The sequence below is a fragment of the Arsukibacterium ikkense genome, assembly GCF_000987775.1.
In the GTDB taxonomy this organism is placed as follows: domain Bacteria; phylum Pseudomonadota; class Gammaproteobacteria; order Enterobacterales; family Alteromonadaceae; genus Alishewanella; species Alishewanella ikkense.
In genome coordinates this window covers 1-24,909 of sequence record NZ_LAHO01000023.1, presented here as the reverse complement: position 1 = coordinate 24,909, position 24,909 = coordinate 1, and the positions used below count along the sequence as shown (strand labels likewise).

Sequence of the window (24,909 nt, the reverse complement as noted above, 5' to 3'; positions counted from 1 at the left end):
GCTAAATAAGCTATAAAGCAAAAATGAAGCGAGATGATTATGCAATAAAACTGCATAGCTTGGCAATATCAGCCGCTTGCTTTTTTCGCTTTTAGTCACCGTTTTTTTAACGTTAATGATTAACAGGAAGCAAAGACGTGGCCGTTGCCAGCATTCTCCGTTTATTTAGTCTGGCTGCGATTTGGGGCGCCTCTTTTTTGTTTATGCGTATTGCGGTGCCCGAATTTGGGCCTGCCTGGCTGATGTTTGGCCGGGTATTACTGGCCTCGCTTTTTCTGGCACTGGTAGCAATGGCGTATCAGCGTAGCTTGCCTGTCAGGCAATATGCCGGGCATTTTATGCTGCTTAGCTTTTTTAATACGGCTTTACCTTTTTTGCTATTTGCCTATGCGGCGCAAACCCTTACCGTATCGTTGCTGGCGGTGCTGAATGCGACTGCGCCGCTCTGGGGGGCGTTGATTGGCTGGCTGTTCTTCCGCCAGCAAATGACACTGCAAGTGGCGCTGGGTTTAGTACTGGGTATCGGTGGCGTGGCAATTTTGGTGGGGTTTGACGCCGTCGTTGCCGATAAAGCAGCACTGCCTGCTATTGCCGCCGCAGCTGGCGCGGCTTGTTGTTATGGTATCGCGACCTGGTATACCCGGCTGGCGAAACCGGTACCGGCATTTAATAATGCCCATGGCAATATGTGGGGCGCCACCTTATGGTTGTTACCACTGCTGTGGTTTATCCCCATGCCCGTGGCGCAACCGGCAACGCAAAGTATGCTGGCAGTGTTGGCGCTGGGGGTACTGTGTACCGGGATAGCTTATTTGCTGTATTTTAGGCTGGTGCAGGATTTAGGCGCTACCCCAACGCTGACCGTGACTTTTCTGATCCCGGTATTTGGCGTAATCTGGGGCCATCTGTTTTTAGATGAAGCCATTGGCTGGCATACTCTGGCCGGCGCCAGTATTGTTATTGCCGGTACTATGCTGGTTACCGGTTTTAGTCTGACAGCTGCGCGCCCGGCGATAACATTAAAGGAGCAATGATGATACTGTATGGTTCCCAAACCTCACCCTATGTAAGACGGATCCGCTTATTTCTTACTGGCTTGCCTTACGAGTTTAGTAAACTGAATATTCTGGAAGCTGCCGATCGCGACGTGCTTGCAGCCATGAATCCCACCTTGCGCATTCCGATGCTGGAAGATGATGGCCACATTATTTTTGATTCCGGTGTGATATACCGTTATCTGACGGCGAAAACCAATGTATCAGCACTTAGCTGGTATCAGGAGAATCAGTTAACCGTTATCAACGCCGTGAACGACTCTCTGGTGATGTTATTCCAGTGTAGCCGCAGTGGTCTGGATACCAATGAAGACAAGTTATTTTACAATTTACAGCGTGAGCGGATCAGCACTTCGCTGTTTGTGCTGGAGCAACAAGCCGCCAATGCGGAATTTGCTAACTGGCGCTATCCGGCAATGGCGCTATACAGCCTGCTTGACTGGATTGTGTTTCGGGAGCTGCTGGAGCTGGACGATTACCCGGCGCTGTTAGCCTTTATGGCGCAGCATACACAACAGCCGATGGTCGCGGCAACTGATCCACGGCTGGCGTAGCGAACGCTAAGGCATTAAACCGGTTACTGCACTGCTTTTAGCACAACCGGTTCAATCAGCACACTCTGGCTAGCATCCGATAACCAAATCTGGCCTTCGCTGATATTGCACTGCAACTGCATAGTGCGGTTTACCAGGCTGGCCATTTCTTTCACCGCCGTTTCCGGGATTTCAGTTACCTGCAGGTTTTGATAACGCTGCAAAGCGGGTTCGATATTTTTCCACCATACCGGCACACTGCGCCCGCCATAGCAAAACAATTGTACTTGCCGGGCGCGGCCACAGGCTTTACGCAGCCATTTTTCATCGCTTTGGCCAAACTCAACCCATAAGTTAATATTGCCGGTTAAGTCACAGTCCCATAATTCAGCCTGATCTTCTTCTGCGCTTAAGCCTTTGGTAAAACTCAGGCTCTCTGAGGCATTGATGATAAAGGCCAGCAACCTTACCATCATGCGTTCATCGTTTTCAGATGGGTGCTGCGCCAAGGTTAAACTATGGTCCTGATAATAGTTGCGGTCCATATCTGCTATTTGCAGCTGAACTTTAAAAACAGTCGCTTTAAGTGCCATAGTAGGGTTCCAGCCATAAAAAAGCCGCAGTGTAACGCAGCACTGCGGCTATCGCATTAAAAACCGCTTAGCGGTGAACAAACTTAGTTGGTAGCAGAGCGGTATAATTCATTCACTTTTTGCCAATTTACCAGCTGCCACCAGGCGCTGGCGTAGTCACCACGTTTGTTCTGGTATTGCAGATAGTAGGCATGCTCCCAGACATCCAGCGCCAATAACGGGGTGCCCCGTATCTCAACGACATCCATCAGCGGGTTGTCCTGATTTGCGGTTGAGCTCACCACCAGCTTGTTGTCGGCGTCGAGAATAAGCCAGGCCCAGCCAGAACCAAAACGGGTAGCCGCCGCCTGATTAAAGGCATTTTGCATTGCCACTAAAGAGCCAAAGTCACGCTTAATGGCGGCCTGCAGTTCGGCTGACGGCGCGTCACCCTGGCCCGGCGGTGCCATTAACTGCCAGAATAACTGATGGTTATAGTGACCACCGCCATTGTTGCGCACGGCATCGTTATAACGAGACATCCGCGACATTATCGCTTCCAGTGGTAACTGGGCTAACTCGGGAAACGTATCGACCTGGCCATTTAAGTTATTCACATAGGCCTGATGATGTTTACCATGATGAATTTGCATAGTTTCTTTATCAATAACCGGCGCTAAGGCATCGGCCGGGTAAGGCAGTGGCTCCAGGGTAAATGTATCGGCAACGGCGACTGCGCCAACTGTAAACAACGTAGCAAGCAATAGTGATTTGGCGGTTTTTAGTATCATGGAATACTCCTGTTGAACATAAAAATATGACGTGCTTAATTCTAAGTGTCAGATAAATTAAGGTAAATTATTAGAATATCAATGTATACCACTATAAACATAAGCTTGACGGATAGCTATAATCTGAACTAAACCTAATCACTTATCAGCTTAACAGCTATCTGTCACGTCGTTGAACGTGGTGCGACAAGTGCAATAGTTTTACCGACAGTAAGGGATTTACGTGGCGCAAGATACCTATTATATGGATATTAATAACCGGATAGTGGCTGGCCGCTTTAGTCAGCAGACCGACCCACTGCTGGAGTTGTTAGCAGCTATGCCGGCTAACAGCTGGCAAAATATCCGGCAAACCACCTTTCAAAGTGCCTGGCTGGAACCCGCGTTACGGCCGCCCTATCTGAATGGCAAAGCCAGCCCCGAGCCGTTAATAAGAGCCTGGTCGGGTTTTGCTTACGATCGCAGCCGGCATTGGTTAGTGTTATGGGGCGGCGGTCATGCCAATACTTCAGATAACACGCCTTATGTGTTTGATATGGTTACCGGCAACTGGTTTTATGCCTTTTTACCGTCAGACTACTATTCATTAAGCGCCGATAAACACACGCCAATCTGTGGTGGTTTTCGCCAGCCTTGTTCCAGTCACGTTTACGACAATAATATCCACCTGCCAGTGCTGGATCGGTTTTGTACTTTCGGCGGTGCTCAGCATGGCGATGGCGGTTATTTTAAACTGCACGATCCTGCCAATAATTACAGTTACTTAAGACCTGCGGGTGCCTATCTACTGGATTTAACCCTGGCAGGTCAGGGATTGGTGGCTGGTGGCAGCGGCGACAATCCGAAAACCGGCCCTTACAGCGGCGTAAATTTACCCGGCGCGAATGCCTGGCAGCTGCGCGACTGGTTTGCCGGCAGTCAGGCCTCTGCGTTTGGCACGGCGATTAATACCCGAACCTGCCACACGGCTTATCGGCAGGAAAATGGGCGTGATGTGGTCTATGCCAGCCGTACAGCCAGTACCACCAAATCATTGTACCGGATCGAGTTTCATCAAAACCCGGCAGATGATGTTATCAGTCGGGTAGGCCGCCCCTGGAATGGCAACAGTGGGGAGATGCCAGCAGGGCTAGATAGCCAACGTAATATTTATCTGATGTGCAACAGCGGCACGGTTGCGGCATTTGTGTTCTGGGATCTGGATTATGCCGGGCCGACGAATAACGATCAGCGGGTGCGTTACGATACTATTGCCGGTGATATTACCGACTTTTTTAATGATGAGCATCGCACCCGAATGGGAATTGATTTCAGCCAACAGCTTGGCCAGTTTGTGTTATGGGGCAATGGCGGTCGTTTGTACTATCTCACTCCGCCAGAAGGCAAGCCTACCGCCTCCGCTGGCTGGCATATCGAACGAGTAGAACCCGTTGGCGCAGCACGGCCAATGACCCGGCAGGAACTGAATGATGACGGTGGCAGTGGCGTGGGCATTTTTGGCAAATGGGAGTATGCGCCGGATTTAGGCTGCTTTATTGGCTTACAGCATGCGTTAAATGGCGATGTATGGCTGTATAAACCCAGAAACTGGATAGATCCGAGGACCTTAGCATGAGTTTGCTTTTTAATGGCGTTAATCAGTACGGCCAGTTTCAACATAACAGTATGGCAGTAACAGATGGCGCGGTAGCCATCTGGTATCAGTATCAGGCCGGGCCAAATGAGCTGCATTATTTAATGTCGACCGGCAACCTGAGCAACACTGCGGTTAATCTCTGGTATTCGTCAGGTGGCGCTAACGCTGGCACCATATCGCTGCATCGGGGTAATACCTTTGCCAATAAACTGAATATGCCTGATGATTTTAAGAACGGTACCACGCCTTACTTAATTATCTGGGAGCGCAACGCCAACAATAATTATCTGTGGTATTGCAAAGCCGGTGGCAGTGCGGTGCGGGTATATTGCGGTGGTTATACGTCGTTAAGCGGCACAGCCAGCTGGAACCTGATGCGCCGGGCCGATGGCAATAGCGATCGTTACGCCAGTGGCGTGATGCAGCAGTTCTTTAAAATATCCACAACCACTGTTACGCCACTAACCAATCAACAGGTTGAAGATCTGGCTAACGGGGTGGTGCTGCCGCAAAACTTAACTAATGCTGACATTGTGTTCTTATTTAACGAAGGCAGTGGTAGCAGCACAATCGACGCTATCCAAAACCAGGTAATGACCCTGCATGGCAACCCGCAATGGCAAGGTGGTACGCCGGTGCAGGCGCCGCTAGGCCAGGTTACCATTGGTAATATTGCTACCACCAGCAACAGTGCAGAGGTAAGTTTCAGCTATTCGCACAGCGATCAAACCGGTTTTGAATACCGCCTTAACGGTGGTGCCGCACAAGCTGCCAGTAACCCCATAGCGCTTAGCGGCTTGGCGGCTAACGCCAGTTACAATATTGAAGTACGGGCGGTGAATGGTGCGGGGCCGGGCAGCTGGTCCGCAGCGGCAGCCTTTAGCACTGATCCTGTTTCGAGCGTAGCTACCTTTAGCAGCCTGCCACTGCGGGACAACACGGGCCAGCTGCTCGCCAACCAGGCATTAGAGTATGTTGCATTGTACCACCCGGATAGCGGGGCACTGGTGGCTCGGGTAAGCGGCTTAAGCACCGACAGCAATGGGGTTTTTACCGTGACATCTGCTCAGCTTAGCGCCAATAACCAGTACCGGGCAGACTGGAAACTGGCCAATGGCGCCAGCCGGATGCCGCTGGGGACGGCTTTATGAACACCCTGGCGACGAGCACCCCGTCGCTAAGTTGGCTTACCGGTGAGTTACACAGCGGCTGGACCAGCTCTGCTTATGCCGGGCAGGGCATTGTCGCCGCACAGGTACCGGCCACTGGTGAAAACGGCCCTTCGTTATTATATGCTGACGCTTTGCAGCACCCGGGCAGCGAGCTGCGCTATGAACTTAGCCAGCCGCCGGCCCACGGCAGCCTAACCCTGTTTGAAGACGGCAGTTTTATTTACCAGGGGAATGGCAGCCTCGATGGGGTGAGCTATCAGTTGTTTATTGATGGCGTAGCCAATGGTTCACGCAGCAAAACATTCTTGCCATATCAGCCATAAAGGCAAGGTTGTTCAGCTGAGGTTATTGCATGTTATATTAATTTAATGAAAACAGAATGCGCTCGCGGTATGCTGCAGGCAAGGGCAAGTCAGAAAAAGGGTTTGGTTAACATGATGAAAAGCCTAACATTGCTGCTGTTACTGGTACCATCTGTGGTAACAGCTAATGTTTATAAATGTGAAATTGATGGCGTAATGACCTTCAGTCAAATTCCCTGCAGTGACGATGCTGAGGTGACTCACTACGCTACCGAAGAGCTGAAACCGCTGCAGCTGCAGCAAGGTGAGCTTGTTGTCACAGAAAATGCCGCCGCCACCATGGACAGGCTGCGCGGGGCATTACGTAAACGGGATATTCAGCAGCAAATTAACCGGCTTGAAGCAGAAAAGCTACGCAAAATTGCCGAACGCAATGCCAAAATTAACCAGTTAAGAAACGCCAAGTTAGCGGCTGAAAACAACCTGGCTGGCGCAGTGCAGCAAGACAGTATCTCAGGTGAGATGACAGCAGTGGTTACCCAGTACGACACCGATGTCAGAATGATTGAGTCTGAAATCAACAGGCTTAATGACGAAGCGCGACAGCTGTAGCTGGCTAACAGCGCTGCGGCTGAGCTTGGTACCAAGTATTGTACAAAAAACTTGTGTTATAGTACCAACCTTTGTACACTTTGTGTGTTTAAGAGCCAGTGGGTAACATTAAAACCCAGAGCTTGGGCACCGTTGTAAGTGATTAAGATTGGAGAGCCGCGCATGAATGTACTTACTGTTAGTGAAGCCAGAGCGAATTTTAAAGCCGTTATCGACACCGTACTGGATACGCACGAGCCAACGTTAGTAACGAATCAGCGTTCGGGCAATGTGGTAATGATCTCGCAGCAAGACTACAACGCGATGCAAGAAACCCTGTATTTATTAAGTACCCCGAATAATGCAAACCGCTTGAGGGAATCGATAGCCCGCATTAAAGCTGGTGTTTTTGAGGTGAAGGAACACTTTTCTGATGAGCCAGCGCAAAAGTAAACCCGGTGTGGCGTTCGATGCCAGTGCCTGGCAAGACTACCAGTATTTTAAGCAGTACGACAAAAAACTCAGTACGCGTATTGATGAACTGATCAAAGAAGCCCTGCGCTCGCCACTGGAAGGCAAGGGCAAGCCCGAAAGGCTAGTAGGGGATTTCTCCGGATTTTACTCCAGGCGCATAGATCGTGAACACCGGCTGGTTTATACCTACGCCAACGGCTATCTGGTCATAGCGCAGTGCCGCTTTCATTATTAGAAAAGCCGTTAAGCAACACTTAACGGCTTTTTTGTGGGAATTTAATGGTCGGTACGAGAGAATCTGCACCTGTACTTCTTTATTAATTCACCTCTATTAGCTGTTGATTAGTTAAGGGATTAAAGTTAAATGTAGCTGAAAGCTTAAGGGAACTTAGTGACCACAAGTAGGGAGAGCATTTTGCCTGATTATTCAAGATTTACATTAGAAGAGCTACTTGAAACCCAAAAACAACTGAATGTTGAAGAGTATCCTGAGCAGGCAAACGAGCTCGAACGGTTGATTGCCAATAAACAGGAGCCGCTAAGCGGGAAGGAAGCACCAACACAAGAAATTATCTGGCTGAAAAAGCCTGTGTCGACAGGGCTGCAAAATTTTTGGTTGTACTCTTCGATAGCTGTGATCATTTTGCTACCGTTATTTTTTATCGGAGACTATGTACCAAGCTACAGTACGCTGCATTCATACAACGGTAAATACAATGGTATGCAGCAGACCTATTCCAGAAACGGTGTTGAACTATATAACCTTCATGTTGCCGATAGAACCTTTAAAGTAAACGGAACCTGGCAAAAATTACTTGGCCTTGAACTTGGTACCCGTGTCCGAGTGATGAGCTCCAGCGGTGGTCAGGTGTGGGAGATCCGTTCAGTAGAGGGAGGCCCCGTTGTATCTTACTCTGAGTTTGTTCGTCACTCTGAAAAGCGGCAATCTGACAAGAAAGTACAGGCTTATTTCTTCTTGTTCATCGCAATTTTCGGATTTGTACTGTATTCCAAGTTGAAAAGGCGTAACCGCAAATTACTTCAGCTTAAAGTTCCTGGAAAAAAACAGGGCGATTAAGATTGGGGGAAAGAGATTTCATCGCCTCGTCTTTTATATTACTCACACTGACTGCCGAGGTATGCACCAACTTAAGAGATGCAGTTTAATTTTGATCTGACCCTCAAATTTCTCAAATTTCAAAATCGGCTGCAGGTGCCCGGCAATGGCGGTGGTGACATAATATTTTGGAGTGCATGTCCATTACTAAATATTTTATTCAAATCCTGAACTTGAGAGATAATCAAACAGTTGTTTAAATTGCCTGTATTACAATAATTATAAAAACAACTGGTCGGATGTGTTTGCGATGCTATAATTGAGATACAGCCAAGCTGTAAAGGTAAGGGGCGCGCGAACGCCCCTTTAGTTAAACATCATGCAAGAGCACGCTGCTTTAACCAACAAAGACATAGTAGCGTACCTTGCGAAGCATTTCGAGGTAATTACATGACTAAAGTTATAAAAGGCATAGGAAGTAAATCTGGATCTGGCAATGACGCCTATAAAGTTGGTAGAGGTAAAGTGGTTACAAGGCCAACGCTTGTTAAAGAGGTTGAGCAAGGTAAGCACCCGGGCCATCACGTTGTAAAAATTGATGGCACTAAATATGTAAGAGCTAACCCAGATAATAGTCCCGGTAACAACGTCAACGACTAATACAAGGCACCTAGGCACCTTCGGGTGCCTCTTTTTTCAAATATTGCATATTACAGTGCAATTGCCGCTGAGCAGGCTCCACTTAATGCCACGAACAACGCTTAATTATTTAATGTTTTTTTGGATTATTGAATTAATAAAGTTCTTATTAACACTTTATTGGTGGTTGAACTATCGTTAATCGATTGCTTTTTATACAAAAAGGTTTATTGCATGACAGCACCTCTGAATTTGATAATCAAAGATCGTCAACGGCTACAGAATCCTTTCGCACATCTCGATGACGACGGGGAATATAGCGCCGACATGCCCAGCCAATTAGCTGCCACTGACATAAGTAAAGAGCAGGCTGATATTGTTGTGGCCAATAGAAGTCATCGACATCCGTATGAAGTTTTAGCTGATCAGATTGATGATGATGAAATTAAAGTGCTACCGTCTTTAAACGCTTATCCGGGTATTCCGGCTACAAAGTATGAAAGTAATGAACTTCACGAAGGTTACAAAGGGCACCTGAACCGTTACGCTGTTGCGGCAAACCAAGAAGAAGATGAGTTCTTGTTTGCTGGCGGTAGTGGCAAACAGAACCCACCTTTGCCGCTTCTACAATTCAATCAGCTTGTTACTAATAGCAAAGGCAAAATTAGTTACAAGCTGATCGAGGAGACTGCACGGCAACTGGCTCATGCCGTATGGCATCAGAAAGAAGCCCTGTGGCCTGATGGTGCACCTGATGATCCAGTAGAGTTACTTAACCCCGAGAAAGCATTTGAGCTGTTGGGGTATAAAGTATTTAAGAAAAGTTCGTTAGGCGTAATAGAGGGAGATATTGATGTTGCCGGCATAATTGACAAGGACAATAAGAGGGTTGAGCTGTCGATGCGTATGCCACCAGAAGTTTTGAATTTTACAGCAGCGCACGAGATTGCGCATGCAATAATGCATGAGCAGACTGGGTTACATCGCGATAGACCGTTAGATGGAAGTAGCAGTGTGACTCGTGACCGCATTGAAGTTGAGGCTGATAAATTTGCAGTGTATTTCTTAATGCCTGCTAAATTAGTGCTTAGCCGATTTAACGGACGTTTCCCTGCCGAAATGTTGCAACGTGACAATCTACAATACTTGCTCAACAGTAATAACGACAAACGAATTGAAAAAGCGATATCAACTAAGCGAGGCATGGCAAGGGCTTTGGCTGGTTTGGATCGTATCAATGGTGAAGCTGTATATTCCCTGGCTGAGCAATTTAAAGTTTCAAAAGAAGCTATGGCCATCCGACTAGAGGAGCTAGAACTGGTTCCAGAGTATTAAAATTCCACTTAAAAAGTTGCTGTATCTACTGTAATAAAAACAAAAAAGCCGTTAAGCAAAACTTAACGGCTTTTTGGTGGGAAATTAATGGTCGGTACGAGAGGATTCGAACCTCCGACCCCTTCACCCCCAGCGAAGTGCGCTACCAAGCTGCGCTACGTACCGACGTAGGGCGTATCATAATGATTCCCCGCCAGAAAGCAATGCTGTATTGATTAACTGCAGCAATTTTCGCCAGTTAGCCTGGCTTTGCCGGGGTTAAGTACAGGTTCAGTCCCGGGGGCGTTAACTAGGGCTACCATTTTGGAGGATATTATAATGAACAAAGCACTTGTAGCCGGCGCAGTTATTGCCGCAATTTCAACCTTAACCGCTTGCGGTGGTTCATCTGATAACGAGCCTCAATCTGTCAAATTTAGCCTTGGGGTTAGCGATGCACCCGTAAATGGCGCCAATGTCGTGATGCTATGTTTTAATCAAGTGGAGCTAACCGGTAATGGTGAGGGCAGGCAGAGCTTTACCATTGGCGCTGATGCCGTTGCCGCCGACGCCAACGACCTGTGCCGCGATGCGCAGGGCAATGTTATTGCCAATACCCGCGGGGTAGATTTATTACAACTGGATGGGGCTAAATCTGAAGCCCTGATCAGCGAAGCTGAATTTGCTGCTGGCAACTACGGTCAGCTGCGGCTGGTCATTGCCGAGGGCAGCTATGTTGAGTTAGCAGAGGGGGACAGGGTGCCGTTGCGGGTGCCATCTAACGAGCTGAAGTTAGGCGGCGTTACCTTATCTGCGGGGGGCAATTTTAGTTACACCCTCGAGTTCGATTTACGCAAAGCAATGGTCAACCCGGTTGGCCAGGCTGGCTATCTGTTAAAACCTACCGGCTTGCGCCTGGTGGATAATAGTGAGGTTGGTCACTTAACCGGTCAGGTTGCGGAGGGGTTGCTGATTAACAACAGTTGTACCGTAGCGCCGGCCAATGCGGCTCTACCTGTGGCAACCGTTTACTTGTATCAGGGCGCCGACCGGCCGTTAGCCGAATTGTCAGATAACGGTGGTGCTAATAGCTATCAGCCCTATGCCAGTACCAATGTCTACTTTGATGGAGTTAGCGAATATCATTACAGCATCGGCTTTATTGAGGCCGATACTTATACCGCAGCGGTAAGTTGTGATATCGATGACGACCCTGAAGCGGCAGATCCGATTGTCTTTTTACAGGCTAAAAATGTGACCATAGCCGCCAGCGCAACGGCAGTTGAGCTGGATTTTGTCGAGTAACAGTATCTGAAACGTTGGTGCGACAGCCTGGTGTGCTGTCGCCATCACGTGTTGCAATGGCCACTATTTTTCTGACCCGCTATTAAAAAATCCCTAACCTTGCTAGCATAGCCGTCTTTACGTCTTGATGGTGTTTGCTGTGCTGTGGATCCCCTTTACCTTGCTGGCTGCATTTATGCAAGCCTGGCGCAATGCGTTTCAAAAACAACTCAGTAAAGAAGTCAACGTGGCCGGTGTTACCCTGGCGCGCTTTATCTGGGCTTCGCCGTTAGCTGTGCTGTATTTATGGGCGTTATATCACTGGCAACCTGCAGCCCTTCCGCAATTTAACGGCCATTTCGCTGCTTTTATCATTGGCGCAGCGTTAGCTCAAATTCTGGCTACTGCCTTAATGGTGAAGCTGTTTATGCTGCGTAACTATGCTATTGGCGCGGGCCTGGCAAAAAGCGAGGCAGTGCTGGCCGCGGTGCTGGGTGTGCTGCTTTTCAGCGAAACGCTGACGCCGCTGGCCTGGCTGGGGGTGGCGCTTGGCGGCGGGGCGGTGTTTTTACTAAGTGGCGCCAGCCTGCGCCAGTTATCCTGGCCTGTAATGCTAATGGGGCTGGGCAGTGGGTTGGCTTTTGCATTAACCTCGTTATGGGTGCGCCAGGCCAGCTTAGTGCTGGGCTTACCTTTCCCGCATGGTGCCGCCTGGGTATTATTGCTGGTGATTTTGCTGCAAACGCTATTACTGCTGCTATGGTTGGCGTTAAAAGATCAGCCAACCTTAGTGGCATTGTGGCAGCGGCCGAAACTGACGTTATTGGTTAGTGTCTGCAGCTGTATTGGGTCTATTGGCTGGTTTACTGCTATGAGCCTGGAGTCGGTGGCCCTGGTAAAAACCCTTGGCCAGGTTGAAGTACTATTTATGTTACTGATTTCAGCTTTTATTTTAAAAGAAAAGTTAGTACGCAACGATCATCTGGGCTTAGCGCTGCTAGTAGTGGCCGCTATTTGTGTGATGTGGGCCTGAGTGGCCCTTTGGCTGCGGGCGTGCTGGCCATTTTAGCAGAATAAATGCGATCGAGGCTGGTGAAATTTTGCTAACTCAGTAAAATAGGCCGCTGTTTTAACTAACCGAACTGAGTAGAAGTGGAGCAATTGGAGCAGGATCCTTTCGCCGACATCCGGCCATATCATGATAACGAAGTCGCGCCAGCTATAGCGCGCTTAATCGCCGATCGCGAATTTATTCAGGCCATTTTACATTATCGCTTTCCCCGTTTATCCGGACCTTTTGGTTGGTTGTTATCGCCACTGGTGCGCTTGTGGCTTAAGCGGCGCTGGGCCCGATTGAAATCGGTAAAAGCCGTGCAGTTACAGGTGGCCGGTTTTATGGACCGGATGATAGCCAGTACCACAGATAAAGTGACCTGCTCTGGGCTGGAGCAGTTAGATCCAGCGCAATCTTATCTGTTTTTGTCGAACCATCGTGACATCGCGATGGACCCGGCCCTGGTAAACTGGTGTCTGCACCAACAGGGTTTTGCCACGGTACGCATAGCCATTGGTGATAATTTATTGCGCAAGGCCTGTGCCACCGAACTGATGAAACTGAATAAAAGCTTTATTGTCAAACGCGGTGCTAAAGGGCCGCGTGAGATGCTGAAAAACCTGTCGCAATTATCTGCCTATATCAAACATTCCTTAACCGAGCGCCAGTCAGTCTGGATAGCGCAGCGTGAAGGGCGCGCCAAAGATGGTAATGATCAAACCGACCCGACCATTTTAAAAATGTTTTACATGGAAGGAAAAAAGCAGGGGCTGAGTTTTAACGAGTATCTGCAAAGTTTGAATATCGTACCGGTATGCATTTCATACGAATATGACCCATGCGACAGTGATAAAATTAATGAGCTGTGGCAGAAGAAAACCCAGGGCAGCTATCAGAAAACCGAGTTTGAAGACATCGACGCTATTATTAAAGGTATTGTCGGTTATAAAGGCCGGGTACATGTGGCCTTTGCCAAACCCTTGCAGGCATTGCCCGAAGATCCGGATGCGGCGGCGGCCTTTATTGACCAGCAAATCTGGCAGCTGTACCGCTGTTACCCTATTAATGCGTTAGCCGCGGGTAGCACAGAGCCTGCGCCGACCGACCAGGCTGCCAAGCAGTGGCAGCAACGGTTACAAAGTGTACCGCAAGGTGCGCAGCAGCTGATGACAACTTTGTACGCCGCGCCCGTGCTTAAAAAACAACAGTAATGGCTTATCTGCTTAGTGTTACGCTACTGTGGGCGTTTTCGTTCAGCCTGATTGGTGTGTATCTGGCTGGCCAGGTTGACCCTTACTTTGCCGTACTGAGCAGGGTATTACTGGCGCTGCTGCTATTTAGCCCGCTAATACTGCGTTATCGCTTCGTCACCAGCCTGGTGTGGTCGGTTATGGCTATTGGCGCGGTGCAGTTGGGCCTGATGTATCTGTTTTACTATCAGTCTTTTTTACTGCTTAGTGTGGCAGAAGTACTGGTATTTACTATTTTTACGCCGCTGTATATTACCCTGTTGCATGACTTACTGGCCAAACGTTTTAACCCGCTTTTTTTTGCAGCGGCGCTTATTGCGGTGCTGGCGGCGGCGTTAATGCGTTATCAGTCGTTAAGTGAACAATACTGGGTAGGCTTTGCAGTGGTGCAGGGCGCAAATATGTGTTTTGCGCTGGGCCAGGTAAGTTATAAAAACGTGCTGGCCAGGCATCCGGCTGTAAAGCAGCATCAGCTATTTGGCTGGTTTTATGTCGGCGCAGCTCTGGTGGCGATACCCGCCTGGTTAGTGCTGGGAGGTAACCAGTATCCGACCGCCACAGAACACTGGGCGGTATTACTGTGGCTGGGGCTGGTGGCATCAGGTCTGGGCTATTATGGTTGGAATAAAGGCGCCACCCAGGTATCCAGCGGCATGCTGGCAGTGATGAATAATGCGCTGATCCCAGCCGGACTGCTGGTTAATGTTATTATCTGGCAACGTGATACAGATTTAGTGCGGCTGAGTATTGGTTGCGTACTAATAGGTTTTTCAATCTGGTTGTGCCGCAAGCCGGCAAAGCAGGGAGGTTAAGTGGCAAGACAAGTACAGTATACCTTTAAAGGCAGCACTAAAATAATTGCCTTTAGTTATGATCGTTTCGTCGATTTATATGAAGCTGTCGCTGCCGCAGAAGGCATTGACTTGGGCAGCTTTCTGGCAATGGAGCAGCAAGTTGCCAAAACGGCCAAAGACAAGGCGGCAATTAAAAATTTCCGGCAGCAAGCCTTTACTAAAATGGGCTTTAGCAACATTAGTTTTGTCCGGGATGAGCCCTGAAGGCGATGTTCAGCCCATAGTGGCTATGTTAGGCTTGGCATATTTATATTAACGGGAACCGAATTATGAAAATCACCAGCAATTTTGACAGTGGTAATATTGAAATTATTAAAGCCGACGATCCGGCTGACATTCAACTGGCTATTCGTAAAGACAACCAGTCAGACTTTTATCAGTGGTTTCATTTCCGGCTAAACAGCCCGCATCCACAGCTGCATAAAATTACTATTAACAATGCTTCGGGTTCGGCATACCCCGATGGCTGGCAAGATTACCAGGCTGTGGCCTCGTACGACCGCCAAACCTGGTTCCGGGTAGAAACAGAGTATGATGGTAAAGTATTAACCATTAGTCATTATCCGGAAGCCGAATCGGTTTATTTTGCGTACTTTGCTCCATACAGTTACGAGCGGCACCAGGATTTATTACATCAGGCCCAGAATGACTATAACTGTCAGCTGATTGACTTAGGTGAAACACTCGATGGCCGCGACATGAGCCTGCTGGTGATAGGGGAGCCGGATGACAGCAAAAAGAAAATCTGGATCACTGCCCGTCAGCACCCGGGTGAAAGCATGGCTGAGTGGTTTATCGAAGGTTTACTGGACCGTTTGCTGGATGAAGATGATGGCGTAGCCCGCAGCTTGCTGGCTAAAGCCGTGTTTTATATAGTACCTAATATGAACCCTGACGGCAGCGTACGTGGCAATTTACGCACCAATGCAGCTGGTGCCAACCTTAACCGCGAATGGCAAAACCCTTCCTTGGCAACCAGCCCGGAAGTGTATTTGGTGCGGCAGAAAATGCTGGAAACCGGCCTGGACATGTTTTTAGATATTCATGGCGATGAAAACCTGCCGTACAACTTTGTGGCAGGCTCTGAAGGTGTGCCATCGTACAACGACCATATGCGCCAACTGGAGCAAGACTTTAAAGCGGCCTTGTTAACGGTAACACCCGAGTTTCAGGTGAAATATGGCTATGATAAAGACGCGCCGGGTCAGGCTAACTTAACGGTTGCAACCAACTGGGTGGCAGAGCAATTTAAATGCCTGGCCTATACCGTGGAAATGCCGTTTAAAGATAATGCTGATTTACCCGATGCCGCTTTTGGCTGGTCAGATATTCGTTCAATGAAACTGGGCCAGGACAGTTTAACTGCCATATTACAGGTGGTGGATAAACTGCGCTAAGGTATTTCATTGTACAGTACAACAGTGAAGATCAGACGTAACAGTAAGCAGCTAAGGTAAGCGCTATGGCCATTATTTCCTGCCCGTACTGCGGGCATCGTATTTCAGATAAAGCTGCGGCCTGCAGCAAATGTGGCGGTGATCTCACCGGTAACACGCCAGAACAACTGGCCGCCATTGAGCGGGACAAAAAGTATCGTAAAATGCAGTCGTTGATGAATCAGTCAATGCTGGCGATGGTGCTGTTTCTGGGTGGTTTTGGTATTTTGTACTGGTGGCAGCCAGCCAACCACAGTTATAACCAATATGCGTCAAACGGCGCTATTGCTCTGGGCTTTTGCTGGTATGTTATTACCCGTGCCCGAATTATTTTGTTAAAGCGAAAATAACCTTATGGATTTTAAAGCTCTGGTCAGCGCCATGGCGCCGGAAACTTATCAAAAGCTGGCAGAGGCCGTCGCCACCGGACGCTGGGCTGATGGCGCGCAACTTACTGAACAGCAAAAAGCCCAAACATTACAGTTAGTTATGGCATATCAGGCAACGGTGCTGCAGTCAGATGAACTATTTACCGTAGGTGCCGATGGTCAGCTGGTGCAAAAATCTAAAGCTGAGCTTAAAAAGCAATTTGACAATAACGATGCAATAGCAAGGTTCAGACACGATGATATTTAAAAACTGGTTTAAACCGAAATGGCAACATCCGGACGTTGCTATTCGCCAGCAAGCTATTGCCAGCCTGTCTGCAGGCCAGCGCGAGCACAAAGAAATTTTACACGAACTGGCTTTTAACGACAGTAGCGAAACCGTGCGCCGCACTGCGTTAGAGCAACTGAATGATTTTTCATTGTGGTGGCAAGCCAGTAAACAAGACAACAGTGACAGATTACGCCAGCAAGCTGAGCAACAGTTGCTGACGATGTTATTGCAACAACAAATTTCTGCGCCGTTAAAGCGTCAGTTTATCAGCCAATGCAATCGCAGCGGCTTGTTAGAGCAACTAGCTGAACGGGAAACGGACGCTGAAATTCTGTTTACTGTGCTTGAGCGCTTAAATAAGCCCGAGTTAAATATCAGGGCGCTAACCGGCTCGGTATTGACGATTGCCCAGAAGCAGCAACTGCTGGCGCAGTTGGATGATAAGAAACAACTGGAAAAACTCAGCAAATCACTCAGTGGTGAGCTGGCGCAGCAGTTGCAGCAAAAAATCACTGCCCAAGCGCAGCAACAGCAAAAGCCGCCTAAATTACGCAAAGACCTTACTCTGCTATTGGCGCGATTAAATGCGCTACGCGAGCGTTTCACGCCAGCTGACATTCCGGCGCAATTAGCACAGCTGCAAGCGCAATGGCAACAATATTCTGCTGAGCTGGCTTGTCTGCCCACAGCAGAAGCTAGTAGTTTTACTGATAAGTATCAGCAGATCACCAGCAAACTCGACAGCTGGTTAGCGCCACAGTTACAGCAACTGGCCCAGGCGAGGGCGGAGCAAGCACGTCAGGCCGACGCTGCGGCTCAATATCAACAGTTCGAAGCGGGGATTAAGCAGCTGACAGGCCAGCTAACGGAAGCTTTAGCTAACGTTGATATCAGTAAAGCAGAGGTGATCCAGCAGCAGCTCTGCCAGCTTGAAGTGCAACTTAGCCAGGCTACGCTGCTAAGTGACAGCCAACGCAGCAAGCTGATAGCGCAACAACAGGTGTTGGCAGAGCAGTTAACCAGTTTGCCGCACACTGCCGAAAAGCTCAGCCAGGCATCGCGGCTGGTAAGTGAATGGGCCGCTCAAGCGCTGCCAACATGCGCTGAGCAGCTCGACGCCGCCAAAGCACAGCTGAGCCAATACAAACTGAGCTGGCGCAATATCAGCAAAGACTTACCGCTGCCGATACCCGCAGCTGTGGCTGAGGCGAAACAGCAATTACAACAGCAATGGCAGCAGGCTATTGCCGGCTTTGATGCCCAACGTGAGCGGTCATTACGCCAGTGTCGCAGCAAGTTAGCAGAATTTAAGCGGCTCGATCAGCAAGGCCGCTATAAAGTGCTGTTTGGTCTGTTTAAAGGTATTACTACCGATTATGCTGAGCTCAGTATCGCTGAGCAGCAAAAACTGGCCAGCGATTATGAATTTGCCAGTAGCAGAATTGCAGAATTAGCGGATTGGCAGGAATATATTGCCACGCCGCGCAAGCAAGAGTTACTGGCACAAATGCAACAGCTGGCGTTAGCCGTTGCCACAGATATGCCTGCGCGCGCCGAGCAGGTAAAGCAAGCCCGGTTGCAATGGGTTAGCTTTGGTAAAGCCGGTGCAGAGCAAGATGCAGAGCTGAATGCTGCCTTTGATATTGCCTGCGAGCAAGCTTATGCCCCTTGCCGGGAGTATTTTGCTAAGCAAGACGCGCTGAAAGCGGCTAATTTAACCGAGCGTGAAAGCATTATCAGTCAATTGGAGCAGTTGACTGCCCAGCCCCAGGAGCCGGCAGCGCTGGACAACAGTATTAAAGCGCTAACGCAGGCCTGGCAGCAGGCAGGGCCAGTTAAACGTCAGGATTACCTGGCGCTGCAACAACGTTATCAGGCGGCGCTTAGCCCGCTTAAAGCGAAAGCCAGTGACTTTCAGCAGCAAGTTGCAGCACAAAAGCAAGCCTTGATTAACGAGGCTCAGGCAGCGGTTGCACTTAGCGACAGTAATCAGAGCAGCAAAATCCTTAAAGAGTTGCAACAACGCTGGAAATTACTGGGCTATGCCGGTAAGAAACTGGATCAGCAATTATGGCAGCAATTTCGTCAGCTTTGTGATGGCTTTTTTAACCAGCGCCAGGCGGCATTTGCCGAGCAGCAACAGCAGCAATTAGCGCAAGAGCAGGCACTTAGTGCTGCGCTGGATGAGCTAGAGCTGGCGGTGCAAGCGTTAACTGCCGACTGCGCCAGTGCTGAACTGGCCGCCCTGAGTGAGCAACTGCAGCAGCTTGACGTAGGCGTGATAGCCAGCGCCCGCAAGCAGCGCGACAATTTGCAGCAACAGCTTGCCACGCTGGGGCAACAGCAGGCTAACCAGGCTGCGCAGCAAGATATAACCAGCTTATTTACGGTATTGGCAGCAGCAGATAACAGCACTGATAACTGGCCGGCGCAATTTAAACCGCAACCTGAACTGGCCGGTGCACTGGGGTTGGATCGTAAAGGCTTAACTCAGGCGCTGGAAATTATTGCCGGGATAAATGGCCCGGAGCAGGAGCGCTCAGCGCGCCAGCAAGTGCAACTTACCTTATTAACCCTGAAACATAATGCTGGCGAAGTGGCTGATAAACGCAGTTTGTTACAACACTGGCTGGCTTTTGGCCCGGTTAGTCAGGCCGAGCTAGGTTTAGTGGCGCGGGTTAGCGCCGCTTTTTTAACTGAGTAAACGAACAGGGCGTTGCGGCGCCCTTATTGCTGGGCTGGGTTAGTCAGTTCGCCACGCAAATTCAGCTGCATTTGCTGGCGGATCTGGCTGGCATCCAGCGGCTGACTTAATAAGTAGTGTAGTTTGGTCAGGGTGGCTTCCAGTGTCATATCAAAACCACTGATCACGCCACTGGTTTTTAACGCATTGCCTGTGGCATAGCCATCCATATTTACCTTGCCTTTAAAGCACTGGGTACAATTTACCAGAATTTGCCCCCGCTCAGCAGCTGCCTGCAGCACCTGCAACAATTCCGGCCGTTGCGGTGCATTACCGACCCCGAAAGATTTAATAATCAGGGCCCGAACCGGTGAGCCCAGCATATTACTGATCACATCTGTGCTGATCCCGGGGTATAAAGTCACCACGCTAATCGGTTGCGGGGTAATTTTAGCCACTACCAAATCTGTTACCTGCTCAGGCGCCGGGCTTAATTTTCCTTCAATCAAATCGATATTAATACCGGCTTCAAGCAAAGGTAAAAAATTGGGGGAGGCAAAGGCATTAAAGCCGTCTGCATCGGCCTTAGTGGCGCGGTTACCACGAAACAGCTGGTTGTTAAAAAACAAGGCGACTTCTGCTATCGGGTAGTTGGCAGCCAGATATAACGCATTTAACAGATTCACCTGACCATCAGAGCGCAACTGGGCCAGCGGTATTTGCGAGCCGGTAATAATCACTGGCTTTTGTAAGTTTTCCAGCATAAACGACAGTGCAGAGGCGGTGTACGCCATGGTATCGGTACCGTGCAACACCACAAAACCATCATATTGCTGATAATGTTGCTGGATGTCTTTGGCGATATGCTGCCAGTGCGCCGGCGTCATATCGGAGGAGTCAATGACCGGATGATACTCGTGAATATCGAACAGCGGCATATCCGGATGAAAAAATTCCGGCATTTTTTTTACCGTGGTGCTTAAAAAACCGGGTACCGGAATAAAACCCTGGGCCGATTGCTGCATACCAATAGTACCGCCGGTATAGGCGACATAAATGCGTTTTCTGTTCATATTATTCTGTTCATATAAAGCGACGGGGGCATAAAAATGCCCGCAAGATAGCGGGCATTGTAGTCGAGTTCAGTTTTGTTGTCAGTTAATGCTGCAGGTTACGCAGTATGAATAAATCCCATTGGGATCGTTAAACTGGTTTAGAATAACGAAATCCTGTCGTAGTTGCTTACTAACCCGTTGTAGCATCTGCTGCTCTGGCGTGGCTTGCAGCTGCGGTAACCAGCCTTTAGCCTTGGCGCTACCAAACAGATCTTTTAACATTTTTTCAGTAGGCGTTAGTTCTTGTTTGATAACCTGCACATCGTAATGAGTTAAACCGGCTTTTTCTGCTGCCGCCGCAATGGCATCGTCAAAACTGCCCAGTTTATCCACCAGACCCAGCTCCAGCGCTTTGCTGCCTGTCCAGACCCGTCCCTGTGCTACTGCATCAACTTCGGCAACTGACATATTACGATTACTACCTACCATTGCTAAAAACTCGGTATAGCCGCGTTCAATCAGTAATTGGAACACGTCTTTTGCTTTGCTGTTCAACCCCTGATATAGCGGTAAGCCTTGTGATAAGCCGGCAAGCTCGGTAGTACCCACACCGTCAACATTTAAGCCCAGTGCCGCTAACGAATTTTCCAGCGTGTGTAATAAGCCAAAGATACCAATTGAGCCGGTAATTGTAGTAGGGGATGCCCAGATTTCATTGGCAGGTGCGGCTATCCAGTAACCACCTGAGGCGGCAACAGCCCCCATAGAGGCAATAACGGGCTTACCGGCTTCGCGTAACAGGCTGATTTCCTGGCCAATCACTTCCGAGGCAAAGGCACTGCCACCGCCACTGTCTATTCGCAGCACTACCGCTTTAACTTTGTCGTCAAAACGGGCTTTGCGCAATAAGGCGGCGGTTGAATCGCCGCCAATAGTTCCCGCTTTAGCGTTGCCGTCGACAATTATGCCACGCGCCACGACCACCGCGACCTTAGAGGTTAATGGGTTAACAAAATCGGCAGACGCTATGGCGTATTTAGCATAGTCTTCAAAGCCAACGTGGTTATAAACATGCTTGTCGTTTTCACCAACAATGCTAATCAGCTTCTGCCGGAATTGTTCACGGGTTGCCAGGTTATCGACAAAGTGATTATTGATAGCATACTGGGCGGTGTCGCCATCAGCGGCCTGCAGTTTTTGCAGCAGTGCCTCATAGCTTTCATCAAAGGTGTTAAGCTCAAAACCACGGCGGCTACTGACATGCAGCTTGTAGGTATCCCACAGATCTGACAACCAGGCGATATTGGCTTCTTTGGCTTCGTCAGACATGTCATTACGTAAATAGGGCTCGACCGCAGACTTATAGGTACCCACCCGGAACACATGGGTATTAATTTTCAGCTTCTCCAGCGCTTCTTTATAAAACATGGGGTAACTGCCATAACCTTCCAGAATCACGGCGCCCATCGGGCTTAAGCTGATTTCATCAGCATAACTGGCCAGGTAGTACTGGGTTTGGCCATAGAAAGCGCCATGGCTGAACACTTTTTTACCCGCGGTCTTAAAGCCTTCAATGGCCATACCTACGCGCTGCATTTTGTCCATGGAGGCAGAACGTAAACCAGACACATCCAACACCATTACCTGAATTCTGTTATCGGTGGTGGCGGTTTCAATGACTTTTACCACGTCAGACACCAGCATTTCCGGTGAATCCTCCGGTGCCCCAAGGCCCTGATTTATAATGCCTGAAAACGGGTCTACCCAGCGTTTTTCTTCTACCAGATCACCATTGAGGTTAAGCACCAAGGCTGAGGTATTGGCTATCTTAACTTTATCGTCGCCACTGAAAATCGCGATAACAATTATAGCAACAATAAAAATAAACAGCAGGTTGAGCACGGTAGAGCGAAAGCCTTTGTAAACACGCCAAATGGCGCCAAAAAAGCGGCGGATAGGCCCTTTCCTCGGTTCTGACATAGTAAATTCCTGTAAAGGTAACAAATTAATTTTCTGACCCTGCTATGCTAACCAATTTAAGGGCAAAGACTAAATGGAATTTGTAAGTAAATGTTTAGCGCTTGCTATCAGCGGCCAAAGCGGCTACATTCTTCCCATTTGACAGGTACGACCAGAGAGGCTGAAGTGGCATATCAAAAATTATTACAACCACTCGATTTAGGTTTTACAACACTGAAAAACCGCGTGATTATGGGTTCAATGCATACCGGCCTTGAAGAAGAAAAAAATGGCTTTAGCAAATTGGCGGCGTTTTATGCTGAACGCGCCAAAGGTGGCGTTGGCTTAATTATCACCGGCGGTATCAGCCCCAATTTCCGCGGCAACCTGGTACCCTTTGGTAGCCAGCTAAGCTATTGGTGGCAGGTGAAAAAACATTGCCAGGTAACCGCCGCGGTGCACCAACACGGCGCCAAAATTTGTTTACAGTTATTGCATGCTGGCCGTTATGGTTATCATCCTTTTAATGTCGCACCCAGTAAAATTCAGTCGCCGATCACCCCGTTTAAGCCTGCAGCAATGTCAAAACGGCAAATTGTCAGCACCATTAAAGATTTCGCTTATGCGGCGAAACTGGCTAAAAAAGCCGGTTATGATGGTGTGGAAGTGATGGGCTCAGAAGGCTACTTAATTAATCAGTTTATTTGTCAGCGTACTAACCAGCGTACAGATGAGTGGGGGGGCAGCTTTGACAACCGCAGCCGTTTTGCGCTGGAAACGGTAAAAGCTGTGCGTGAGGCCTGTGGCGAAGATTTTATTATTATCTATCGCTTGTCGATGCTCGATCTAGTGGAAGATGGTAATACCTTTGATGAGGTGGTTGCTTTAGGGAAAAGCGTAGCGCTGGCTGGCGCTACGTTAATTAATACCGGCATTGGCTGGCATGAAGCACGGGTACCTACTATTACTACCCGGGTACCACGCGCCGCCTTTAGCTGGATAACAGAGCGGGTGAAGCAACAGTTAAGTATTCCGGTTATCGCCACCAACCGTATTAATGACCCGCAGGTAGCGGAAGATATACTGGCAAACGGTCAGGCTGATATGGTGTGTATGGCGCGGCCATTTCTGGCGGATGCTGAGTTTGTCAATAAAGCTGCTGCCAATAATGCGGATCAGATTAATACCTGTATCGCCTGTAACCAGGCATGCCTGGATCATGTGTTTCAGAAAAAGCGGGCCAGTTGTCTGGTAAATCCCAGAGCTTGTTATGAAACCGAGCTTAACTTTACCCCTGCAGCCCAACTGAAAAAGCTGGCCGTGATTGGCGCCGGCCCTGCCGGGTTAGCCTTTAGTGTGTATGCGGCACAGCGTGGCCATCAGGTGCATTTATTTGATAAGTCGCATCAAATTGGTGGCCAGTTTAACTATGCCAAGCAGATACCAGGTAAAGAAGAGTTTTATGAAACCCTGCGCTATTTTGGCAAGATGATTGAGCTGCATGCGATTAAACTGTACTTAAATTCAGAGCAAACCGCTGCCAGTCTGGCCGAAGGCGGTTTTGACGAAGTGATCCTTGCCAGTGGTATTTTACCACGGGATATCGAGCTGCCCGGGCAGGATCACCCGAAAGTACTGAGCTACTTAGATGTATTGCGGGATCATAAAGCCGTGGGTAAAAATGTCGCCATTATTGGCGCCGGTGGTATTGGCTTTGATGTGGCAGAATATCTGACTGAAGCTAACTCGCTAACTTTGCAGCCCGATGCCTGGTTAAAAGAGTGGGGTGTTGATAAAGGCTATCTGGGCCGTGGTGCCTTGTTACCGGATTCCTTGCCTGAGCCCGCCGCCCGCAAAGTGTATTTACTGCAACGTAAGCAAAGCAAAGTTGGAGGTAGTTTAGGCAAAACCACTGGCTGGACCCACCGGGCTTCGTTAAAGAAAAAAGGGGTAGAAACTCTGGCTGGAGTCAACTACCTGAAAGTGGACGACAACGGTCTCTGGCTTGAAATTAATGGTGAAGAGCGCTGTCTGGATGTCGATAACGTGATTATTTGCGCCGGCCAGGTGCCACAACGCGCCTTACAGCAAGGCCTGACTGAGCTTGGTATTCGTCATCACCTGATAGGCGGGGCCGACGTTGCCGCCGAACTGGATGCAAAACGTGCCATTCGCCAGGGCGCAGAGCTGGCTGCGCAGATTTAACTGCTTTGCCACTCGTGAAGCAAGTAGTATTTAAAAACCGTATCTATCAAGAGCGGTTTTTTATTTATAATCCTGCTTAGAACCTTTGATGGACAGGCACAACAGAAAGATCTGATCAATTATCCATCCCATCACAGATGTTGATGTTTAGATACTGCGCTAATGCGGTAAAGGAATACGCCTGATATGTTTTTACGGCATTTTCAGGCATGACTCTACCCGGACTTCAGGTTAAAGACCGGTAAGTGTGTCTTGCGGGGGGCGGGAAGTAGCTCAGGCGCTGTTGCGGTAGGCACGTCGGCTAAACAGGGTGGTGTAACGTGCCTCGAATTG

25 protein-coding genes and 1 tRNA gene are annotated in these 24,909 nt (G+C 49.0%); 21 read left to right on the top strand and 5 right to left on the bottom strand.

Going from position 1 to position 24,909, the window contains the following annotated elements; translation table 11 throughout:
* Positions 1–137: 137 nt before the first annotated feature.
* Positions 138–1,034: a DMT family transporter gene (locus WG68_RS18165; protein WP_046559149.1), complete on the top strand. Its 897-nt coding sequence runs from the start codon at positions 138–140 to the stop codon at positions 1,032–1,034.
* Positions 1,034–1,609: a glutathione S-transferase family protein gene (locus WG68_RS18160; RefSeq protein ID WP_046559148.1), complete on the top strand. Its 576-nt coding sequence runs from the start codon at positions 1,034–1,036 to the stop codon at positions 1,607–1,609. Before WG68_RS18165 ends, WG68_RS18160 begins: the two co-directional genes overlap by 1 nt.
* A 23-nt stretch (positions 1,610–1,632) precedes the next feature.
* Here the strand turns inward: WG68_RS18160 and WG68_RS18155 are convergent, their stop codons facing one another.
* A complete protein-coding gene (locus tag WG68_RS18155) occupies positions 1,633–2,181 on the bottom strand; it encodes a YaeQ family protein (protein WP_046559147.1) in 549 nt (182 codons plus the stop codon).
* An 83-nt stretch (positions 2,182–2,264) separates the two neighbouring features.
* On the bottom strand, positions 2,265–2,951 hold the full coding sequence (locus tag WG68_RS18150; protein WP_046559146.1) for a superoxide dismutase: 687 nt from the start codon (positions 2,949–2,951) through the stop codon (positions 2,265–2,267).
* Between the two features lie 223 nt (positions 2,952–3,174).
* On the opposite strand from WG68_RS18150, the gene WG68_RS18145 reads away from it, so the two are divergent.
* From WG68_RS18145 to WG68_RS19255, 9 genes are all read left to right on the top strand, one after another.
* Positions 3,175–4,566: a hypothetical protein gene (locus tag WG68_RS18145; protein WP_046559145.1), complete on the top strand. Its 1,392-nt coding sequence runs from the start codon at positions 3,175–3,177 to the stop codon at positions 4,564–4,566.
* Entirely contained in the window at positions 4,563–5,738 is a 1,176-nt protein-coding gene (locus WG68_RS18140; protein WP_046559144.1) for a fibronectin type III domain-containing protein, read from the top strand. Before WG68_RS18145 ends, WG68_RS18140 begins: the two co-directional genes overlap by 4 nt.
* On the top strand, positions 5,735–6,082 hold the full coding sequence (locus tag WG68_RS18135; RefSeq protein ID WP_046559143.1) for a hypothetical protein: 348 nt from the start codon (positions 5,735–5,737) through the stop codon (positions 6,080–6,082). The genes WG68_RS18140 and WG68_RS18135 overlap by 4 nt, the downstream gene beginning before the upstream one ends.
* A gap of 111 nt (positions 6,083–6,193) precedes the next feature.
* Entirely contained in the window at positions 6,194–6,673 is a 480-nt protein-coding gene (locus tag WG68_RS18130) for a DUF4124 domain-containing protein (protein WP_046559169.1), read from the top strand.
* 162 nt (positions 6,674–6,835) lie between these two features.
* Positions 6,836–7,105: a type II toxin-antitoxin system Phd/YefM family antitoxin gene (locus tag WG68_RS18125; protein ID WP_046559142.1), complete on the top strand. Its 270-nt coding sequence runs from the start codon at positions 6,836–6,838 to the stop codon at positions 7,103–7,105.
* Entirely contained in the window at positions 7,086–7,361 is a 276-nt protein-coding gene (locus WG68_RS18120; protein ID WP_046559141.1) for a Txe/YoeB family addiction module toxin, read from the top strand. The genes WG68_RS18125 and WG68_RS18120 overlap by 20 nt, the downstream gene beginning before the upstream one ends.
* Before the next feature lie 180 nt (positions 7,362–7,541).
* Complete coding sequence (locus WG68_RS18115) at positions 7,542–8,204, top strand: hypothetical protein (protein ID WP_152663153.1); 663 nt, start codon at positions 7,542–7,544, stop codon at positions 8,202–8,204.
* A gap of 429 nt (positions 8,205–8,633) precedes the next feature.
* Complete coding sequence (locus WG68_RS18110; protein WP_046559139.1) at positions 8,634–8,843, top strand: DUF3892 domain-containing protein; 210 nt, start codon at positions 8,634–8,636, stop codon at positions 8,841–8,843.
* 213 nt (positions 8,844–9,056) lie between these two features.
* Positions 9,057–10,157 (top strand): ImmA/IrrE family metallo-endopeptidase, encoded by a 1,101-nt coding sequence (locus WG68_RS19255; protein ID WP_052749163.1) that lies wholly within the window; start codon positions 9,057–9,059, stop codon positions 10,155–10,157.
* 88 nt (positions 10,158–10,245) lie between these two features.
* Here the strand turns inward: WG68_RS19255 and WG68_RS18100 are convergent.
* Positions 10,246–10,322: transfer RNA gene (locus tag WG68_RS18100), tRNA-Pro, on the bottom strand.
* Between the two features lie 153 nt (positions 10,323–10,475).
* On the opposite strand from WG68_RS18100, the gene WG68_RS18095 reads away from it, so the two are divergent.
* The 9 genes from WG68_RS18095 (at position 10,476) to WG68_RS18055 (ending at position 19,378) form a co-directional block, all read left to right on the top strand.
* Positions 10,476–11,441: a DUF4382 domain-containing protein gene (locus tag WG68_RS18095; RefSeq protein ID WP_046559138.1), complete on the top strand. Its 966-nt coding sequence runs from the start codon at positions 10,476–10,478 to the stop codon at positions 11,439–11,441.
* Between the two features lie 139 nt (positions 11,442–11,580).
* Complete coding sequence (locus tag WG68_RS18090; protein ID WP_046559167.1) at positions 11,581–12,453, top strand: DMT family transporter; 873 nt, start codon at positions 11,581–11,583, stop codon at positions 12,451–12,453.
* Positions 12,454–12,572: 119 nt separating this feature from the next.
* Positions 12,573–13,685, top strand: a complete 1,113-nt coding sequence (locus WG68_RS18085; RefSeq protein ID WP_083981976.1) for a 1-acyl-sn-glycerol-3-phosphate acyltransferase — start codon at positions 12,573–12,575, stop codon at positions 13,683–13,685.
* Complete coding sequence (locus WG68_RS18080; protein WP_046559137.1) at positions 13,685–14,536, top strand: EamA family transporter; 852 nt, start codon at positions 13,685–13,687, stop codon at positions 14,534–14,536. The genes WG68_RS18085 and WG68_RS18080 overlap by 1 nt, the downstream gene beginning before the upstream one ends.
* Positions 14,537–14,782, top strand: a complete 246-nt coding sequence (locus WG68_RS18075) for a DUF2960 domain-containing protein (protein ID WP_046559136.1) — start codon at positions 14,537–14,539, stop codon at positions 14,780–14,782.
* 65 nt (positions 14,783–14,847) lie between these two features.
* Positions 14,848–15,975 carry a M14 family metallopeptidase gene (locus tag WG68_RS18070; RefSeq protein WP_046559135.1) on the top strand — a complete coding sequence of 376 codons (1,128 nt, stop codon included), beginning with the start codon at positions 14,848–14,850 and terminating at the stop codon, positions 15,973–15,975.
* Positions 15,976–16,040: 65 nt separating this feature from the next.
* Entirely contained in the window at positions 16,041–16,364 is a 324-nt protein-coding gene (locus WG68_RS18065) for a zinc ribbon domain-containing protein (RefSeq protein ID WP_046559134.1), read from the top strand.
* A 4-nt stretch (positions 16,365–16,368) separates the two neighbouring features.
* Positions 16,369–16,650, top strand: a complete 282-nt coding sequence (locus tag WG68_RS18060; RefSeq protein ID WP_046559133.1) for a YeaC family protein — start codon at positions 16,369–16,371, stop codon at positions 16,648–16,650.
* Positions 16,640–19,378, top strand: coding sequence for a DUF349 domain-containing protein (locus WG68_RS18055; RefSeq protein ID WP_046559132.1), 2,739 nt, complete (start codon positions 16,640–16,642; stop codon positions 19,376–19,378). Before WG68_RS18060 ends, WG68_RS18055 begins: the two co-directional genes overlap by 11 nt.
* 23 nt (positions 19,379–19,401) lie before the next feature.
* Here the strand turns inward: WG68_RS18055 and ansA are convergent, their stop codons facing one another.
* Positions 19,402–20,430: an asparaginase gene (gene ansA / locus WG68_RS18050; protein WP_046559131.1), complete on the bottom strand. Its 1,029-nt coding sequence runs from the start codon at positions 20,428–20,430 to the stop codon at positions 19,402–19,404.
* Between the two features lie 81 nt (positions 20,431–20,511).
* Entirely contained in the window at positions 20,512–22,392 is a 1,881-nt protein-coding gene (gene sppA, locus WG68_RS18045; protein ID WP_046559130.1) for a signal peptide peptidase SppA, read from the bottom strand.
* A 165-nt stretch (positions 22,393–22,557) separates the two neighbouring features.
* Here sppA and WG68_RS18040 point away from each other — a divergent pair, with 165 nt between their 5' ends.
* Positions 22,558–24,576, top strand: a complete 2,019-nt coding sequence (locus WG68_RS18040) for an NADPH-dependent 2,4-dienoyl-CoA reductase (RefSeq protein ID WP_046559129.1) — start codon at positions 22,558–22,560, stop codon at positions 24,574–24,576.
* Positions 24,577–24,909: the final 333 nt, after the last annotated feature.

What these genes read in the sequence shown, in the direction of transcription:
- WG68_RS18095 (WP_046559138.1), top strand. Translation starts at nt 10,476, where the DNA reads ATGAACAAAGCACTTGTAGCCGGCGCAGTTATTGCCGCAATTTCAACC.
- sppA (WP_046559130.1), bottom strand. Translation starts at nt 22,392, where the DNA reads ATGTCAGAACCGAGGAAAGGGCCTATCCGCCGCTTTTTTGGCGCCATT.
- WG68_RS18055 (WP_046559132.1), top strand. Translation starts at nt 16,640, where the DNA reads ATGATATTTAAAAACTGGTTTAAACCGAAATGGCAACATCCGGACGTT.
- WG68_RS18110 (WP_046559139.1), top strand. Translation starts at nt 8,634, where the DNA reads ATGACTAAAGTTATAAAAGGCATAGGAAGTAAATCTGGATCTGGCAAT.
- ansA (WP_046559131.1), bottom strand. Translation starts at nt 20,430, where the DNA reads ATGAACAGAAAACGCATTTATGTCGCCTATACCGGCGGTACTATTGGT.
- WG68_RS18135 (WP_046559143.1), top strand. Translation starts at nt 5,735, where the DNA reads ATGAACACCCTGGCGACGAGCACCCCGTCGCTAAGTTGGCTTACCGGT.
- WG68_RS18125 (WP_046559142.1), top strand. Translation starts at nt 6,836, where the DNA reads ATGAATGTACTTACTGTTAGTGAAGCCAGAGCGAATTTTAAAGCCGTT.
- WG68_RS18080 (WP_046559137.1), top strand. Translation starts at nt 13,685, where the DNA reads ATGGCTTATCTGCTTAGTGTTACGCTACTGTGGGCGTTTTCGTTCAGC.
- WG68_RS18060 (WP_046559133.1), top strand. Translation starts at nt 16,369, where the DNA reads ATGGATTTTAAAGCTCTGGTCAGCGCCATGGCGCCGGAAACTTATCAA.
- WG68_RS18150 (WP_046559146.1), bottom strand. Translation starts at nt 2,951, where the DNA reads ATGATACTAAAAACCGCCAAATCACTATTGCTTGCTACGTTGTTTACA.
- WG68_RS18120 (WP_046559141.1), top strand. Translation starts at nt 7,086, where the DNA reads ATGAGCCAGCGCAAAAGTAAACCCGGTGTGGCGTTCGATGCCAGTGCC.
- WG68_RS18065 (WP_046559134.1), top strand. Translation starts at nt 16,041, where the DNA reads ATGGCCATTATTTCCTGCCCGTACTGCGGGCATCGTATTTCAGATAAA.
- WG68_RS19255 (WP_052749163.1), top strand. Translation starts at nt 9,057, where the DNA reads ATGACAGCACCTCTGAATTTGATAATCAAAGATCGTCAACGGCTACAG.
- WG68_RS18140 (WP_046559144.1), top strand. Translation starts at nt 4,563, where the DNA reads ATGAGTTTGCTTTTTAATGGCGTTAATCAGTACGGCCAGTTTCAACAT.
- WG68_RS18130 (WP_046559169.1), top strand. Translation starts at nt 6,194, where the DNA reads ATGATGAAAAGCCTAACATTGCTGCTGTTACTGGTACCATCTGTGGTA.
- WG68_RS18155 (WP_046559147.1), bottom strand. Translation starts at nt 2,181, where the DNA reads ATGGCACTTAAAGCGACTGTTTTTAAAGTTCAGCTGCAAATAGCAGAT.
- WG68_RS18160 (WP_046559148.1), top strand. Translation starts at nt 1,034, where the DNA reads ATGATACTGTATGGTTCCCAAACCTCACCCTATGTAAGACGGATCCGC.
- WG68_RS18070 (WP_046559135.1), top strand. Translation starts at nt 14,848, where the DNA reads ATGAAAATCACCAGCAATTTTGACAGTGGTAATATTGAAATTATTAAA.